Origin of the sequence: Olegusella massiliensis (genome assembly GCF_900078545.1) — a bacterium.
GTDB classification, from domain to species: domain Bacteria; phylum Actinomycetota; class Coriobacteriia; order Coriobacteriales; family Atopobiaceae; genus Olegusella; species Olegusella massiliensis.
This window is the reverse complement of the sequence record NZ_FLLS01000002.1, coordinates 1,075,011-1,090,900: the sequence shown is the minus strand read 5'-3', so window position 1 is coordinate 1,090,900 and position 15,890 is coordinate 1,075,011. Positions and strand designations below refer to the sequence as shown.

Here is a 15,890-nt window from a genome sequence, read left to right as displayed (position 1 = left end):
GCCAATCATTGCAGGATCAATCCCTGTCCCTTCAAGCCCCCATCATCGATGAGAGCGTGATTCCTAAATAACAAATTGCAACATGTAACGACGTGCCAGCGTAAGACTATCGATTACTTTTTGACGGCTACTCTCAAAAGCGCGGTCTTCCATCTCTACACAAGCAGGGCCGTTATAACCCGCCTCAGTTAAAGCCGAGACAAAAGAGCCCCAATCAACGTCACCAAGACCAGGCAGCTTAGGGACCATGTACTCCAACGGATAGGCAAGCACCCCTACGCGCGCTAGCTCATCGGAAAGGAGCTTGATGTCTTTGAAGTGCACATGGAAGATCTTGTCGCCAAATTCCCTAACAGCACGGACGTAGTCAAGCTGTTGCCACACAAAATGCGAGGGGTCAAAATTAATGCCAAGATTTTCGGATGGAAGAATCTCGAAAATACGCTTCCACATCTCTGGGGAAGTAAAGAGATTTTGACCTCCTGGCCACTGCTCAGGACCAAAAAGCATAGGGCAATTTTCAATAGCAATCTTGATGCCCTCATCCTCAGCTGTTTTAATAATCGCCGGCCAAACCTGCTTTACGAGTTCAAGATTTTCCTCAACATTGAGCTTTTGATCGCGACCAATAAAGGTAGTCACAACAGGCACATCCAAACGCGCTGCAGCATGGATAAGTGCCATCAAATGAGCAACAAATACCTCGCGACGATATGGATCAGGATCAAGTACGTTGGGGTAATAGCCCAAAGCTGAAAGCTCAATGCCCTTCTCAGCCACATAGCTTTTTACGTGATCACGATAAGCATCATCAGTGAGTATGCGCTCCGCATCAATATGAGACGTACCTGCGTAACGCCGCTCTGCTTTGCCTTGGGGCCAACATGCAACCTCTACACATTCATACCCCAATGCAGCTGCAGCATCAATTGCTTCCTCATAGCTGTAATCATCAAGGATTGCGGTGAGCATTCCTAATTTCATAAAGCTTTGCTCCCTTCTCGCACTATAGGTACTTTGTGTTAAATCCGAATGGCCTTACCAAGACGGTCAGATTCAACTGCAGCAAATACTGCCCTCATTGCGGGCAATACGCTCTCTGCAGAAATAAGAGGACCTGTGCCATCTTTGATGCCTTCGACAAAGGCATCAATAATGCCCGAAGAGGTTTGATTGTCATTGGTTTGAATAACATCAAGGTCATATAGCTCGCGCGTGCCATCGCGCAAATCAATCACGATTGAATGCGTGGGATCGTCATACAGATGCATGACGCCTGCATCACCGTAAATAATCGTCGAGTTGTCTTCAGGGCCATAGTTGGTCCAGCTAGCACGCATAGTGCCAATTACACCATCACTCATGCAATAGATGCACAGGGCATTGTCATCAACACTCACAAGCTCGCCATCGGGAGTACGCTTGTCAAGTGTGGCAATCTTTGCACTGACCTCGACTACCGTACTGCCAAGTAGATACTGAATCAAATCGGTCTTGTGCACACCGAGGTCCGCCATCGCACCAAGAGATGCGCGCTTCTTATCAAAAAACCAGCTCGTAGTGCCGGGTGTAACACTCCAAGTTTCGGGGCCACCATGAGCGAAAGTTGTAGAAAAGCTCAACGGCTTTCCAATGCGACCTTCAGCAATCAACTGTCGAGCACGGCAATGAGCCGCAGCAATACGTTGGTTTTGATCAATCATCAGCTGATTGCCAGTTTCACGTGCAGCCGCTGCCATAGCTTCGCACTCTTCCAAGGTGGTACCCATGGGTTTTTCACAAAGAACATGTTTGCCCGCACGAAGGGCTGCAATTGCAAGCTCTGCATGCGTTTCATTGGCAGTGCAAATACTTACAGCATCAATCTGATCATCTGCAATGAGCTCTTCTGCACTGGAATATGCCTGAGCACCAAATTGCTTGGCCACCTCTGCTGCACGGGTGGAATTTTGATCAAATACACCCAATACCTCGGCATCTTTACGGGCGGCATATTCGGGTAGATGACGAGTTTGAGCGATACGTCCGCATCCTATAACCCCTGCCTTCAGCATAAGCTCTCCCATCCGCATGAATGTATTTCATGAAATAATGAGCATTTTGTTTCATTTATCTTGAATATCTTTTCATTACTTTTCACGTTTTCATCGTTAGACGGCTAATTTTTTACTGCTAATGGTAAATTTTCATGATTTTCATCTAAATGAAAGATTCTGAGTAATTTTGAGTTCCTCTTATGTAAAGATAGGTGCTGAAAATTTATCAGCTCATCTGTTCAGGCGAAGGAATCCGTCATGGCAGCAAAAAAAGTAACAGTCTCACAGTTGGCAAAAGAGGCTCAAGTATCCCCAGCGACCGTCTCTCGTGTTATGCATCACCCTGATATTGTCGACCCTGCAACAGCACGTAACGTTCATGCTGCCATGGCACGTCTCGGCTACAGCTACGAAGTTCCAACACGTGGTGTTACTCGTACACTGCGCGGGCCTATTGTTATGTGCATACCTTGGTTTGATAATCCCTTTTATAGTGAGATTGTTCATGGTGCCCAAGATGCCGCGCGTATGGCAGGAAGCGAAATTCTTGTCCGCTATGAAGCCCCCGCTAGAGGTAGCTTTGAGCGCTTTATAGCGGCATTAGAGGCTTGCAACGCATCAGGGGTCATCATGTTATGCCCTACTGATGCGGAATTTCTTGTCGAACTCGACAAGAAATTTCCTGTGGTGCAGTGTGCTGAATACACTCCTGCAGCAGATTTGCCATTCATCAGTATCGATGACCGAATGGCCGCAAAAACAGCAGTCGATTGTCTTGTAAGCTGTGGATGCACACGACTAGCAATCATGAGGGGGCCCGAGACATACAAATACACACGCGAGCGTTATCGAGGTTTTGTCGAGGCACTCGAAGAGCATGGACTGCAACTCCGCCCCGAGTACACCATGCAGCTCCCTGACAATAGTTATGCACTTGCATATTCGGCAGCAAGTCATCTTTTTGGTTTGGATGAAATTCCTGACGGCATCTTTACCTGCTCTGATGTATATGCAGCTGCTGTTATTCGTGCATCACTCAAAATGGGTATCAAAATCCCTGAAGAACTTTCTGTAGTTGGCTTTGACAATATTGAGTCGTCAATGATGCTCACGCCGTCTATCACTACCATTGCTCAGCCACGCTATCAAATGGGATATTCAGCTTGCACTTTAATGCTGGAAAGACTTCGTGGCACATCATCGGGCGTGTCATCCATGCTCCTACAAACCGAACTCATCTCTCGTGAGTCCACAGCCCACATGTGCAGGTAAAAATTAAGCCCTCTTACCAGTCCCAACTACCTGTAAGCAAGACACGCTATTTTGCTACCTGAGCGAATCCTTCTTTCAAGCAACGCTCTACGCAGGCGGCACCATCAGAGGCAAGCATCTCAAACTCTTCTAACTGAGTACCTTTGAGCTGACGCAACACATACGTTGCCACATCCATCTTTCCAGGAGGACGTCCGATGCCACAGCGCAGGCGACCAAAATCACGTGTGCCCAGCTTGTCAGCAATTGAACGCAGGCCATTGTGTGCGTTAAGGCCTCCACCCCACTTGGCGGCAACCGTACCTGCCGCTAAATCGACCTCATCGTGCACTACCAGCAACTCCGCTGGACTCACATGATGTAAGCGTGCAAGTTTGGAAAGAGGCCCGCCACTGGTATTCATAAAATCCTGTGGCTTGGCAAGCAGCACTTCGCGCGTTTCACCAAAAACATCCGTCACCGTGATTCGCGCGACCATACATCCCGCTTCGCTTTTCCAATAGCGAACACCGTAGTCATCCGCCAAACGGTCAACTACAGCAAAGCCAATGCTATGACGAGTAAACGCATAGTCTGCACCAGGATTGCCCAGACCACAGACTATGCGAATTGTTTTTGGAACAGAGGGCATGAAAACGTCCTATAGCTCGCCGCCGCCACCAAAAATTGTAGAGGTCGGCTGGTTGGTATATACCTTATAAATTGCTTCAGCAAGCTCGTTTGCCACTGAGACAGTCTTGATCTTGGAGCCTTCCTTATTTGCATGCTCGCAAGGAATCGCATTGGTAACGCAGCACTCTTCAATAGGCACATCTTCAAGGCGCTCGATAGCGGGACCAGAAAAAACACCATGTGTAGCGCAGACATAAATGTCGCCTGCGCCCTTCTTCTTAAGCTCCCTCACCGAGCCGCAAAGTGTACCTGCGGTATCAATCATATCGTCGTTGATGATGCAGGTCTTACCTTGAATATCACCAATGATAGCCATGACCTCGGAAACATTGTGACGAGGGCGGCCCTTGTGAGCAATAGCAAGCGAGCAGCCCAGCATATCGGAGAGCTTTTTAGCAGCTTTAGCACGACCCACATCAGGAGAAACAACGACAACGTTTTTCCAATCCCAACCCTTTTCCTCGCCCATCTCGGCATAGTACTTGCCAAAGAGATCAAGGGCGGTAAGGTGGGTGACAGGAATATCAAAAAACCCCTGAATCTGGCCTTGGTGCAAATCAAGAGTAATAACACGATCAACGCCCGCGGTTTCAAGCAGGTTGGCAACAAGGCGAGCAGTAATTGGCTCGCGAGAAGCAGCTTTACGATCCTGACGAGCATAGGCATAGTGAGGAATGACAGCTGTCACACTTGCAGCAGATGCGCGATGGGCTGCGTCAGTTGCAATGAGCAGCTCCAACAGCAGGTCATTAACATTTTTACCTGCAATAGATTGGATAAGAAAAACCTCGTCACCACGAACAGACTCATCAAAACGAGCATATATCTCGCCATTGGCAAACTTTTCGAGCTTGAGACCAGAAACCTCAAGGTGCAAGATGTCGGCAATCTCCTGCGAGAGCTCCTTGTTGCCGCTGCAGGTAAAAAGCTTTATTTCCTTGGTTGCAAACATAGGGGCGCATAGATCTTCGTACATGTACTTGTCCTCCTTGATGGGACTGCGTGGCTGGCACTACGACTCTTTGTAATATTTGAACAATACAGCAAACAAACTGCTTATCAAGGTGTCTATACACCTGGATAGCTAAAAGTAAAACATGTGCTTAGGAAGGCTGTGCAGCATCAAGTTCATCCTCAATGTTAATTTCTTTGGCAACTAAATCCTCAAGAATATAACCATCACCTACCTGCACGTCTGTAAGGCGCGTATGAGGACCAATAAGACAATCTTTGCCAATCTGCGTAGTACCCCAGAGCATCGTAAGAGGCATCAAAGTGGTGTCACGTCCAATACTCACTTCAGGGCCCACCCAGACAAGCGCAGGATCAAGCATCGAAACACCTTCGGCCATCAGTGCATGGTTGATGCGCAACTGCATGGCTTTATTTGCCTCAGCCAACTGTACGCGACTGTTCACGCCCAGCAGCTCAGCGTAATCATCAACATGCACAGAGGCAACGGGCTCACCCATATCCACATAAATACCCACCATGTCTGTGAGGTAATACTCATGCTGGACATTATGGTTGCCAATTTTGTCAATGTTGACCGTAAGCCTGCCTCCACAGAAGCAGTAAATGCTTGAGTTGCATTCAGACAAACTCTGGCGCTGCTCAGGGGTGCAATCTTTATGCTCAATAATTGCCTGAACTTTGCCAGTCTCATCAAAGACAATACGTCCATACCCCGTAGGGTCAGGAGGCGTCATCGTAAGTACCGTACAAGCGTTATGCTCCGATTTTGTGCGTTCAATAAGAGAAACGATGGTTTCAGTGCGCAACAGCGGAGAATCACCAGATAAAACTACGACCGGACCATCAAAGCTACCAAGCGCATCACGTACACAGCGGACAGCGTGACCAGTGCCGAGACGTTCTGCTTGCTCGACAAAAATCACATCTTCACCATCGAGACAATCGCGTACTTCTTGGCTGTGACTTCCCACAACGACCACGATGCGATCAGCTCCAGCTTGACGCGCCACACGCACAGACCACCAGACCAGGGGTCTGTCGAGGAGCTTGTGGGCAACTTTGGAATGGGCAGACTTCATTCGCGTTCCCTCGCCAGCGGCGAGTACAATCGCGGTTGTTGGCATGCCAAGACCCTCCCGTATGGGGTTTGCAGATCCTTAAAGCGAAGTTGAACAAGCTAACTTCTCTTTTAAATTACTATAGCGTAGAGACTACCATGTGGGCGGCAAAACATTCCTGCAAAATGCGACCACAAGAATAAAAGAATTAGCTTTTGATACAAGATTTTGCTGCGCATACACAAGCGCAATAAAAAGTGGCTGGGGCAGAGGGATTCGAACCCCCATTCACGGCACCAAAAACCGTTGTCCTGCCATTGGACGATACCCCAGTGACTCGGCTGATTCTACCAGATGCCTAGCACTTGCGCAGTCGTCATCTCACACGTATATGAAACTTTCGCGATAAATTCTGTTACTTTCCGCTCTGCGTATTTATGGCGACCATTCCTGTTTATGGCGACTACTTCTCTCATTTGTTGCGCGGAGGCCAAGTGCTCGCAATAACTGGAGGCTCTGGGCTTGTCCATGCATCAATCTTTGCATTTGGATCTGCGTCCAAAGTAAGAGGAGCCATCAGGCCTGCACGCCAATTGCGCAGCGCAACAGCCGCAATCATAGCGCCGTTATCACCGCAAACCACCATTGGTGGCACGGTGACACGAACTCCCATCTTGCCAAAGGCTTTTTTGTAAGCCGCGCGCAGTCCAGGATTTGCAGCAACACCGCCACCAACACAGAACTCTTTGACACCCGTCTGACGCACTGCTTCTGTTGCTTTTGCAACTTGCACATCAATAACCGCTGCTTCAAAACTTGCAGCAAGATCTGGCAAGTTGACAGGACGACCAGCCTTATTTTCACCTTCGATATAGGTAATGACAGAGGTTTTAAGCCCCGAAAGAGAGAAGCGGAAATCATGGCTATGCATCATCGCACGGGGGAAGTGAATCGCCTTGGGGTTGCCCTGGGCAGACAGGCGCGAAATCACAGGACCACCGGGATAACCAAGACCGAGTGCTTTTGCCACCTTGTCAAATGCTTCACCCACCGCATCATCAATGGTGGTACCTAAAATCTCGTAATCTCCCCAATCGCGCACATGTACCAACATGGTATTGCCACCAGAAACCAAGCTGGCCACAAAAGGTGGCTGAAGATCAGGCGTCTCAAAGAGGTTAGCAAAAAGATGGCCTTCGAGATGATGTGCCGCCAGCAAGGGCACATGAGCGCCAATGCACAGACCCTTTGCAAAAGCGACGCCCACGACAAGCGCCCCAACAAGTCCAGGACCCGCAGTAACGCCGACAGCCGTAAGGTCTGAGGGTAGCAGCGTTCCAACGCCCAGCAATGCACCTGCTTGCGCGAGCGTTTCTTCGTAGACACCTACAATTGCCTCGGTATGTTTGCGACTGGCAATCTCGGGGACAACCCCGCCAAAACGAGCATGGAAGTCAATTTGAGTTGCCACAACATTGGCGAGAATTTCGCCTTTACCGTTGATGATTGCCATAGCAGTCTCATCACAGGAAGACTCAATAGACAAGATAAGCGGAGCTGCCGCTTTGATGCGCGCCTGAGCCTCTGTAGCGCGTGAAGCAACATGAACTGGCCATTCACGTAGGGACGGCTTGGGCTCGGGACGAGTACCAACAAGCTTCTCATCTAGAGCTAGCGGCAGAGCAGCACGCAAAATCAACGCATCGTGACCTTTGCCATAGTAAGCAGAACGCCTACCTTCCTCACTCATACCGAGCGCCGCATAGGTAGCCTGACCTGCAGTGTTCTTGGAGTCGACCTCAAGGGATAGATAGTGAGCACCAAGCATTTGTCCATCGTAGGCCACGCGAGAAATCAAACGTGTTGCAATGCCTTGCCTACGACGGCTCTGCTCTACTACAACATCTAGTAGCTCAAGATCATCTCCCGCAAGCATACCACCTGCAAAACCAATCACCTGACCGCGATCGTGAGCTACCCACCAACTACGACTGGGCTGGGAGAGCTCTTCAAAAAACATTGCACGCGTCCAGGGCGTATGGGCTGCACCTTGGAAAACATCTTGCTCAAGCCGAACTACCGCATCAAGATCGTTAACTGACATGGGACGAAGCTGTAGATGAATGGACGCAAGTGCATCATCGACTCCCGTAAGCTTTACCGAGGCGGGAAGAGTAAGGCCCAAGCGCTGGCGCTCGCTTTCCTCCGCATCAGATAAGCGGGTATAAACAGGGAGTACGAGTGCGGGATCTCCGTTTCCTGCTCGACTGCGTCCATCAGCAGATGCAGCTGCCATAAGCAAGCCTTCGCCTGTGGGTAGCCAGTTTTGCTCTGCGGCAAAATGCGTCATGCCAGCTAATTCAAAGGCAGCACGGTGTTTCACAAGGCCACCGCCAACCACCAGTAACTCATCTCGGTCTTTACGGGCGCCCCACGCCTGCGCGCAGGCAGCCGCTTTCATCACCGTTTCGGTTTCAAATGTGCGATGTGCACCAGCCTCATCAAGCACATAAATACCCGGATACACTTCACCGCGCATGGCATCAGCCGCCACAGCTATTTTGCCGCGCGTGCCCTGCTTCCACATCGACCAAGCGACAGAATCCAAGGCAGATGCGCCATACAGAGGTAGGTTTGCTCCACAAGCAATACCTTTACCTGTAGCAATGCCAATGCGGACACCAGTAAAAGAGCCGGGACCACGGCCAACGAGCACTGCATCCAAGTCTTCCATGGAAAGTTCTGCTTGTGCAAGCGTTTCTTCACAGCTTGTCACAAGCTCAACATTGGCTTTGCGACGACATAGGTGATCGGAAGAGGCGAGTAGCTCAACCTGTGAGCCTTGTATACGACCCACTGCACATGCCAGCATATCCGTAGAGGTATCAAGAGCAAGCACCAGCTTCCCCAACTGAACGTTCTGCTCGGCCTGCTTTGCATTCATATCGTTAGTGCCATTCATCCGCTACTCATCTCATCAAGCTATTTGCTAAAGACCCCTTGGACGGGGCCACCTCGCTGCCAATCCCAAATTCCTTAGTTTAGCCCTCCTCGCTGCTCAACACCCCTCTTCACCCTCATTACATACCTCTGGCTTCGGTCTCTTCGCTCTTATCTTTCTCGCCTAGCATGTCCCGAGATTTTTCCCTGCCTGCGCTTACAGCAGCAAACGTTGCAACCTCAGGTTGCAACGTTTTTTCCACACCCCCATCTACCTGCATAAACCAATAAATGCGCAGGTAGTTGCTCTCCGTTGCAACCTGAGGTTGCAACGGAGTTAAACAAAGCTAATTCTCATATAAAGTAACACCTTATACCACCAAAGTGCCCACTATAGAGAAGCAGAGCCACGGCACGGGCAACTAATTTAGAAACTAGGCGAGGCAGCTAAGAAGCGAAGTAGCGCGCGGGCAGCGCGGAACAAGACAAAGCTTGCGGGGAGGCTCTTGACCTGCTTCTACCTCATCATCTAGGCGACTAAGATAAATATCTAGACGCTCATCACCAATCTCATCTGCAAACTGCTCGCCCCACTCTATGACACAAACACCGTCGCCACCAAGCACATCAAACAAACCAGTATCTTCTAGCTGATCAGAATCATCTAAACGATACAAGTCAAAGTGATACAGCGGCATATCCTTGCCTTCATAGACCATCTCGATGGTAAAGGTGGGGCTTGTCACATCATCTTCAACGCCCAAGGCATCCGCAATGCCTTTAGTAAGCTGAGTCTTACCGGCGCCAAGATCTCCTGTCAAAATCAGCACATCACCAGGTGCCAACTGCGCGCCAAGCGTACGACCAAACTCAATAGTTTCTTCTGTGGACTGCGTTTTTATACACAGGCCCTCTTCCATCGGCTGCTTACTCACCTTATGCCTCCTGCCGGATGCTCTGCCAGCCAGGCTCCCAACATACGGAAGTCATCATCCAAAAATTGCTGCCATTCACGGTGATATAAAGCAGCGGCGGGATGAAAGACGGGCAGCACCGCAAAATGCCCCGCTTGATAAAATTTCCCACGCAGGCTCATGATACCTGCATCGGTATGTAACACAAAGTGCGCCGCAAAGTTGCCCAAGCACACGATAACATCAGGCCATATACTGCGAATTTGCTCACGCAAAAAAGGTGAGCAATGCTCAATCTCTGAGGGTTGGGGATTACGATTTCCGGGAGGACGACATTTAAGCACGTTGGCAATATAGATGTCCTCACGTCGAAGCCCTGCAAGGCCCAACAGTGCATCAAGGTTGTGACCAGCTGCACCAACAAAAGGTTCCCCTTTGAGATCCTCATTTTTGCCCGGAGCTTCACCTACAAACATCACTCGTGCATGAGGGTTGCCCACACCAAAAACCAGCTGATTGCGAGTCTCTCCTAAAGGACATAGGTGACAGTCACCCAATACCGCACGAATTTCTGCAAGAGAAACCTCGCCTGGCTTTTGATCTTGATGACCAGGGATATGCATAACCCCCATTTTGCCTTCTTCCGAAAATAGACTCGGACGAATTTTGCGCGCTCTAGACATAAACCTTCTCAAGTCTTAACCCAAAGTTACAAGCAACTTCATAATTGATAGTTCCACGTACTGCAGCCATATCATCAAGCGTAATTTCATCGTCACCATCGCGGCCCACAATGGTTACCACATCGCCTTCTTGTACTGGCTCGATAGGTTGATAACTGCGAGCAGTATTAACCTCTACCGCAAACATAAACTGATCCATGCAGATATTGCCTACCTGCTGGAAACGACGTCCCTTGCACAGCACGTCAATACGGTTAGATAGTGTACGAGCAAGTCCGTCTGCATAGCCCAAGGGTACTGTTGCAACCTGCACATTTCCACGAGGAACACGCCAAGTCATCCCATAGCCAACACCTGCTCCTACAGAGGGGTTAATCGCACGCGTTACGCGAGCACGCACGCTCATTGCAGGTTCCAAATCCATACGTGCTGCAGTGGTATCAGAGGCTTGTAAACCATACAAACCTATGCCCACGCGGCACATGTCAAAATGCTGACGCGGATGCAATACCGTACCTGGTGTATTGTCGCAATGTACCAGACCGGGATTCACACCCGATGCGCGCAACTCAGCAATAGCCTCAGAAAAACGGTTAGCCTGCAACTCAAAATCCCAGCTCCCCGGCACTTCAGCTGTTGCAAAATGTGTAAAGGTACCCGCACACTCAAGGCCTCGATGAAAGTCAATCGCATGGCGAAATTCGCGTACCTCGTCAGGCATTACCCCAATACGTGTCATTCCCGTATCAACTGCAAGATGATATTTGCCCACCTTGTTGGCAGCAGCAGCGCACTCGCCGTATGCCAAAGCAAACTCTGTCCCATATACCGATGGCATAATGTCGTATTCCACAAGCGCTGGGACCGCATCAACTGGAGGTTGATTAAGTATCAAAATAGGGCGTGTTGCTCCAGCTTTACGCAGTTCCACACCTTCAGCAACGGTTGCCACCGCAAACTGATCTGCTCCACCAGAACGCATAGCTTTGGCACAAGCAACTGCACCATGGCCATAACCATTTGCCTTAACCACACACATCAGCTTGGTGCCTGGCTCAATCATCGATCGAAATGCCCGTGTATTTCTCTTGATTGCACCAAGATCAATCTCCACCCATGCCCAACGGTCAGAAGGATACTTTGTTTGCACCATGCTGCAGCCTCCTACTCCGTTGCAGTAGGCACATCCAGAAGCGCTACCTGCTCCTCGATGGCATCTGCCGCAAGTCCAATTGCATCAATAACGTCTGTTGCCATTACACCACGCGAGCCAAAACGCCCAGCTGCAATGGCCCCTGCCTGGCCATGAATCTCGCAGGCCAAGGCAGAAAGTAAGGGCAGCCCCTCTGTGCCAATCTTGGTGGTCGCTAACTGCGCTGCAATAATACCGCCCAGTACATCACCCGAACCAGCGGTCGCTAACGCCGCAGGTCCAGGTTTGGGAAGCAGAGCAGACTCTGGGCTCACGCAAGCGGTCGCGCTGCCTTTTGCCACTATACAGAGCTCAGAGCCGCCATCGGCCCAAGCAATGCGACGGGCAGCCTCAAGAGTTGCCGTGAGTGAATCAGGTGGCGTATCAGATAGTCCTACCAATCTGCCAAGCTCACGACGATGCGGCGTCAAAACCAATGGCGCCTTACGACGAATCAGCTCGGGGAATTCATCCAATCGGTTTGAAGTAAGACGAGCAAGACAATTAAGGCCATCAGCATCAATAACCAATGGTTTATCAACGGTAAGTAAAGACGAAATGATAGAAACCGTTGAACCACTCACACGCATGCCAGGTCCTACAAGCGTCACATCGCACTTTTTTGCCAGAGACTCAATAAGATCATGAGCGCGTGTCGAAAAACAACCATCGCCATCAGCAGGAAATGCGATTACCGGAATTTCCATCATGTGTGCTTGCACAAGGCCGGCAATAGCTGCAGGTACCGCAAGCGTTACATAACCAGCACCCGCGCGTGCAGCGGCAAGAGCAGCCATCATCGGAGCGCCTGGATAGCGAGTGGAACCGCCAACCACCAACACGGAGCCACGACTAAACTTATCAACCGCTGAAGACTGCGGCACCATCACATCTAAATAGTCATCAAGATCGGGGCGCCATGCTACCGGATCTGCTTCACGGACAAGTCTTTCGGTCTGCTCGGCCAAAGGAGCTACAACAATAGACCCACAGGCATCGCGACCATCATCAGCTAGCAAACCAGGTTTGAGCACAAGCATTGTCACGGTTATATCGGCGGCTACGCAGGGACCAGAGGCCACACCACGCTGGGCAGAAAGCCCACTTGGCACATCAGCGGAAACCACGCGTGCGCCCGACGCATTCACGGCATCAATCCATACATTAAAAGGCGGACGAGCGCTGCCTTGAAAACCTGTACCCAACATGGCATCAATCACAACATCGACACGCGCAAGCAGAGCATCCAGTTGATCGCGCGGAGGAGCAACCATCACGCCAACGCCTGCTTTGTGGGCTGCTTGAGCACACACGCGAGCAAGATCGCTGTGAATGTCCTCAATCTCTGCAGGCGAAACCACCGTTACGCTGAGTCCACGACGCTTGAGTTCATCTGCTGCTACCCAACCATCACCACCGTTGTTACCCAAGCCTGCAAGGACGGCAACTTCATGGATGTCTTCCATACGCAGTACTTCATGGGCCAACGCAGCGCCTGCGCGGTGCATAAGCTCTGACACGCTCACGCCTGCCTTGGTGAGCGCCTCCTCAACCCTTCTAACATCTTCGACATTAAGCACTGGCTGCATGTCATCACTCCTTCGTGGGGTTTTCTTGGATACGCTCTAATTCATCAATTACCGTCCGAGCACGACGAAAAGTTGCACGTAACTCCTCAGCAGGGTCAGGCTTTTCTTCAAGGCGCGGACGCAAATCTTCGGTCACCGCAACCGCATTGGCAACTGCCACTTCGTGTGTCAAAGACAGGGAAAGGGCAATTTCGCTCACACCCGCCTTTTGTGCCAGCTCAAGTGCACGACCAGCAAGAACTGCATGGCTCTTGCCATCTTCATCGCGCTCGATGGTTACATTTCTCATCCAAATACCATCCTTGGGACCTGCTCCCAAGGCAGTCGCGACAGCTCCGCGAGCAGCAAAACGCGCGGCATAGTGAGCTGCAGGACGAGGGCGAGACTCGCAATAGCGACGCTCATCGTCAGTAAATACCCGACGGGCCATCGACGGGCGGCGAGCCAAAGTGCGCTCAACACGCTCTATATTCAAAATGTTAACGCCGATGCCAGCTGTTGCCATAGTCCTACTCCACTGTCACAGACTTTGCGAGGTTACGAGGTTTATCCACATCACAACCGCGTTCCATCGCAACAAAACGTGCAAGCATCTGCAAGTGCACGATGGCCACAATAGGCACCAATTCTTCTTCGGGAACAGGCGGAATCCAAAGAGTATGCTCACATTGACGTGCTACATCAACATCACCATCGGTGGCCACTGCGATACAGTGTGCACCGCGAGCATGAACTTCCTGAATGTTCGAAACCGTCTTATCATGCACATGGTCTGCTGGCACAATTGCAACCACGGGAAAGCCTGGCTCAAGCAGAGCAATCGGACCGTGCTTCATCTCTCCAGCAGGATAGGCCTCAGCGTGCAAATAGCTAATTTCCTTGAGCTTGAGAGCACCTTCAAATGCTGTCGTTGCATTGACGCCACGACCCAAAAATAGTGCTGAATGCGCCTTGCGAAAAACCTGTGCCACGCGCTTGTCTTGCCAGCTGCGCTTCAAAACCTCACGGATGAGATTGGGCAGTGCCTCAAGATCATGATAGCGTCGAGAAATTTCTTCTGTGGTCATGGCGCCCTTGGCAAAGGCAAGTCGCAGCGTCAAGAGACATGCAGCAACCATCTGTGCCGTATAAGCTTTGGTCGATGCAACACAAACCTCAGGTCCTGCTTGCACATACATTGTGCCGTCGGACTCTCGCGCAGCAGTTGAGCCGAGCACGTTGGTAATTGCAAAGACCTTACAGCCCAAAGCTTTCATACGACGAGCTGCAGTCAGCGTATCTGCCGTTTCGCCCGACTGGGTCACAATAACGCAAAGCGTATGGTCGGTAACCAGTGGATCTTTGTAGTTAAGTTCGGAAGCATATTCACAAAACGTAGGAATATGCGCCCAGCGCTCAATCAGCTCACGGGCAATAAGACAGACGTGGTAAGAAGTTCCGCACGCAACCAAATATACGCGATCGATTGCCGCGAGTTCTTCTTTTGTCATGGAAAGCTCGTCCAGCTCAATGCCATGCTTGCCCAAACGACCCGCGAGCAAGCGCTCCAGCGCCTCGGGCTGCTCGGCAATTTCTTTTGCCATAAAGTCAGGGTAGCCTCCCAGTGTTGCTGCAGAAGCATCCCAATCAACCTGCAGAGTCTGAGGATATGCGCAAGGTGTGCCGTCTGCCTCAAACACCTCAACGTTGCCATTAGCGCAAAGGCGAGCAAACTGACCATCTTCAAGATTGATAACTTCAGAAGCAACGCCTGCAAGTGGCATAACGTCAGAAGCAGCATAGGCACCTTCAGGTGTCGACGCAACTACCAGCGGCGAACCCTTGCGTGCTACAACGAGCTCACCTGGCACATCGGCACACTCAACTGCAAGCGCCCATGAGCCCTCAAGGCGCGATACCGCATTGCGAACCGCGGCAAGCAAATTGCCACGTGCGGGTCCATTCCACGCATCTTCCACTAAATGCGCCACTACTTCAGAGTCCGTCTCGCTCTTGATTTCATGGCCATGCTGCATCAGATAGCTGCGCAAACTGAGATAGTTTTCGATGATGCCGTTGTGCACAATGGCAATGCGCCCCGTACAATCAGTATGAGGATGCGCATTACGATCGGTCGGTGCGCCATGTGTCGCCCACCGCGTATGAGCAATGCCTTGGGTACCTACCAAATTTGCTGTTTGGCAGCGTTCAGCAAGAGTTGCTACACGGCCGGAACATTTCACCGCATGCAGCTCGCCATCAGAAGACAAAATAGACAGGCCAGCGGAGTCGTAGCCTCGATATTCTAAGGCCTGCAGACCATCAAGCAAAAACTGCTGTGCTTGATTTTTGCCGGTAAAGCCAACAATACCGCACATGCATTCCTTCTTCCAAAAGTGCCATATTCTGCATAATTCTACCAGCATCAGCAAAAGACGATATATAGAAAGTACGCATAGCTAAATTGCTTATGTATCTCCCATACAAATCCCGGAAGCGTCCCTTTCTACTGAAGAGTGCGGCTATTAACAACATGTGAGTTGAGTGCAATGACCTGCGTAGCTATTGCACGAAAAAAGA

The 15,890-nt window shown here is 50.6% G+C and carries 13 protein-coding genes and 1 tRNA gene; 1 reads left to right on the top strand and 13 read right to left on the bottom strand.

Annotated features, from left to right (window positions below; all coding sequences use genetic code 11):
* Positions 1-63: 63 nt before the first annotated feature.
* Together BN4314_RS05130 and BN4314_RS05125 are read right to left on the bottom strand one after the other, a co-directional pair.
* Entirely contained in the window at positions 64-984 is a 921-nt protein-coding gene (locus tag BN4314_RS05130; protein ID WP_021735740.1) for a sugar phosphate isomerase/epimerase family protein, read from the bottom strand.
* Between the two features lie 38 nt (positions 985-1,022).
* Positions 1,023-2,072 carry a Gfo/Idh/MocA family protein gene (locus tag BN4314_RS05125; protein ID WP_232309720.1) on the bottom strand — a complete coding sequence of 350 codons (1,050 nt, stop codon included), beginning with the start codon at positions 2,070-2,072 and terminating at the stop codon, positions 1,023-1,025.
* 222 nt (positions 2,073-2,294) lie between these two features.
* Between BN4314_RS05125 and BN4314_RS05120 the strand changes: the two genes are divergently transcribed.
* Positions 2,295-3,308 (top strand): LacI family DNA-binding transcriptional regulator, encoded by a 1,014-nt coding sequence (locus BN4314_RS05120; protein WP_068540177.1) that lies wholly within the window; start codon positions 2,295-2,297, stop codon positions 3,306-3,308.
* Between the two features lie 46 nt (positions 3,309-3,354).
* Here BN4314_RS05120 and pth read toward each other — a convergent pair whose 3' ends face one another.
* The 11 genes from pth to glmS form a co-directional block, all read right to left on the bottom strand.
* Positions 3,355-3,939 (bottom strand): aminoacyl-tRNA hydrolase, encoded by a 585-nt coding sequence (gene pth, locus BN4314_RS05115; protein ID WP_021735763.1) that lies wholly within the window; start codon positions 3,937-3,939, stop codon positions 3,355-3,357.
* Positions 3,940-3,948: 9 nt separating this feature from the next.
* Positions 3,949-4,956 (bottom strand): ribose-phosphate diphosphokinase, encoded by a 1,008-nt coding sequence (locus BN4314_RS05110; RefSeq protein WP_068540175.1) that lies wholly within the window; start codon positions 4,954-4,956, stop codon positions 3,949-3,951.
* A gap of 127 nt (positions 4,957-5,083) precedes the next feature.
* Entirely contained in the window at positions 5,084-6,079 is a 996-nt protein-coding gene (locus tag BN4314_RS05105; RefSeq protein ID WP_082911172.1) for a bifunctional UDP-N-acetylglucosamine diphosphorylase/glucosamine-1-phosphate N-acetyltransferase GlmU, read from the bottom strand.
* Positions 6,080-6,271: 192 nt separating this feature from the next.
* Positions 6,272-6,345 (bottom strand) — tRNA-Gln (locus BN4314_RS05100).
* A 140-nt stretch (positions 6,346-6,485) separates the two neighbouring features.
* Complete coding sequence (tsaD, locus tag BN4314_RS05095) at positions 6,486-8,975, bottom strand: tRNA (adenosine(37)-N6)-threonylcarbamoyltransferase complex transferase subunit TsaD (protein ID WP_232309719.1); 2,490 nt, start codon at positions 8,973-8,975, stop codon at positions 6,486-6,488.
* 412 nt (positions 8,976-9,387) lie between these two features.
* Positions 9,388-9,888: a tRNA (adenosine(37)-N6)-threonylcarbamoyltransferase complex ATPase subunit type 1 TsaE gene (tsaE, locus tag BN4314_RS05090; protein ID WP_232309718.1), complete on the bottom strand. Its 501-nt coding sequence runs from the start codon at positions 9,886-9,888 to the stop codon at positions 9,388-9,390.
* Entirely contained in the window at positions 9,885-10,499 is a 615-nt protein-coding gene (locus tag BN4314_RS05085; RefSeq protein WP_068540171.1) for a uracil-DNA glycosylase, read from the bottom strand. Before BN4314_RS05085 ends, tsaE begins: the two co-directional genes overlap by 4 nt.
* 43 nt (positions 10,500-10,542) lie before the next feature.
* Positions 10,543-11,703: an alanine racemase gene (gene alr, locus BN4314_RS05080; protein WP_187369548.1), complete on the bottom strand. Its 1,161-nt coding sequence runs from the start codon at positions 11,701-11,703 to the stop codon at positions 10,543-10,545.
* An 11-nt stretch (positions 11,704-11,714) separates the two neighbouring features.
* Positions 11,715-13,331: a bifunctional ADP-dependent NAD(P)H-hydrate dehydratase/NAD(P)H-hydrate epimerase gene (locus tag BN4314_RS05075; RefSeq protein WP_068540170.1), complete on the bottom strand. Its 1,617-nt coding sequence runs from the start codon at positions 13,329-13,331 to the stop codon at positions 11,715-11,717.
* Positions 13,332-13,335: 4 nt separating this feature from the next.
* The gene (locus tag BN4314_RS05070) at positions 13,336-13,836 is read right to left on the bottom strand and encodes a holo-ACP synthase (RefSeq protein ID WP_068540168.1); all 501 of its coding nucleotides are present in this window, start codon (positions 13,834-13,836) and stop codon (positions 13,336-13,338) included.
* Between the two features lie 4 nt (positions 13,837-13,840).
* A complete protein-coding gene (glmS, locus tag BN4314_RS05065; protein WP_068540166.1) occupies positions 13,841-15,688 on the bottom strand; it encodes a glutamine--fructose-6-phosphate transaminase (isomerizing) in 1,848 nt (615 codons plus the stop codon).
* Positions 15,689-15,890: the final 202 nt, after the last annotated feature.

Bases quoted from the DNA above. Each gene is read 5' to 3' on its own strand.
- BN4314_RS05130 (WP_021735740.1), bottom strand. From the start codon at position 984: ATGAAATTAGGAATGCTCACCGCAATCCTTGATGATTACAGCTATGAG.
- BN4314_RS05125 (WP_232309720.1), bottom strand. From the start codon at position 2,072: ATGCGGATGGGAGAGCTTATGCTGAAGGCAGGGGTTATAGGATGCGGA.
- BN4314_RS05120 (WP_068540177.1), top strand. From the start codon at position 2,295: ATGGCAGCAAAAAAAGTAACAGTCTCACAGTTGGCAAAAGAGGCTCAA.
- pth (WP_021735763.1), bottom strand. From the start codon at position 3,939: ATGCCCTCTGTTCCAAAAACAATTCGCATAGTCTGTGGTCTGGGCAAT.
- BN4314_RS05110 (WP_068540175.1), bottom strand. From the start codon at position 4,956: ATGTACGAAGATCTATGCGCCCCTATGTTTGCAACCAAGGAAATAAAG.
- BN4314_RS05105 (WP_082911172.1), bottom strand. From the start codon at position 6,079: ATGCCAACAACCGCGATTGTACTCGCCGCTGGCGAGGGAACGCGAATG.
- tsaD (WP_232309719.1), bottom strand. From the start codon at position 8,975: ATGAATGGCACTAACGATATGAATGCAAAGCAGGCCGAGCAGAACGTT.
- BN4314_RS05085 (WP_068540171.1), bottom strand. From the start codon at position 10,499: ATGGGGGTTATGCATATCCCTGGTCATCAAGATCAAAAGCCAGGCGAG.
- alr (WP_187369548.1), bottom strand. From the start codon at position 11,703: ATGGTGCAAACAAAGTATCCTTCTGACCGTTGGGCATGGGTGGAGATT.
- BN4314_RS05075 (WP_068540170.1), bottom strand. From the start codon at position 13,331: ATGCAGCCAGTGCTTAATGTCGAAGATGTTAGAAGGGTTGAGGAGGCG.
- BN4314_RS05070 (WP_068540168.1), bottom strand. From the start codon at position 13,836: ATGGCAACAGCTGGCATCGGCGTTAACATTTTGAATATAGAGCGTGTT.
- glmS (WP_068540166.1), bottom strand. From the start codon at position 15,688: ATGTGCGGTATTGTTGGCTTTACCGGCAAAAATCAAGCACAGCAGTTT.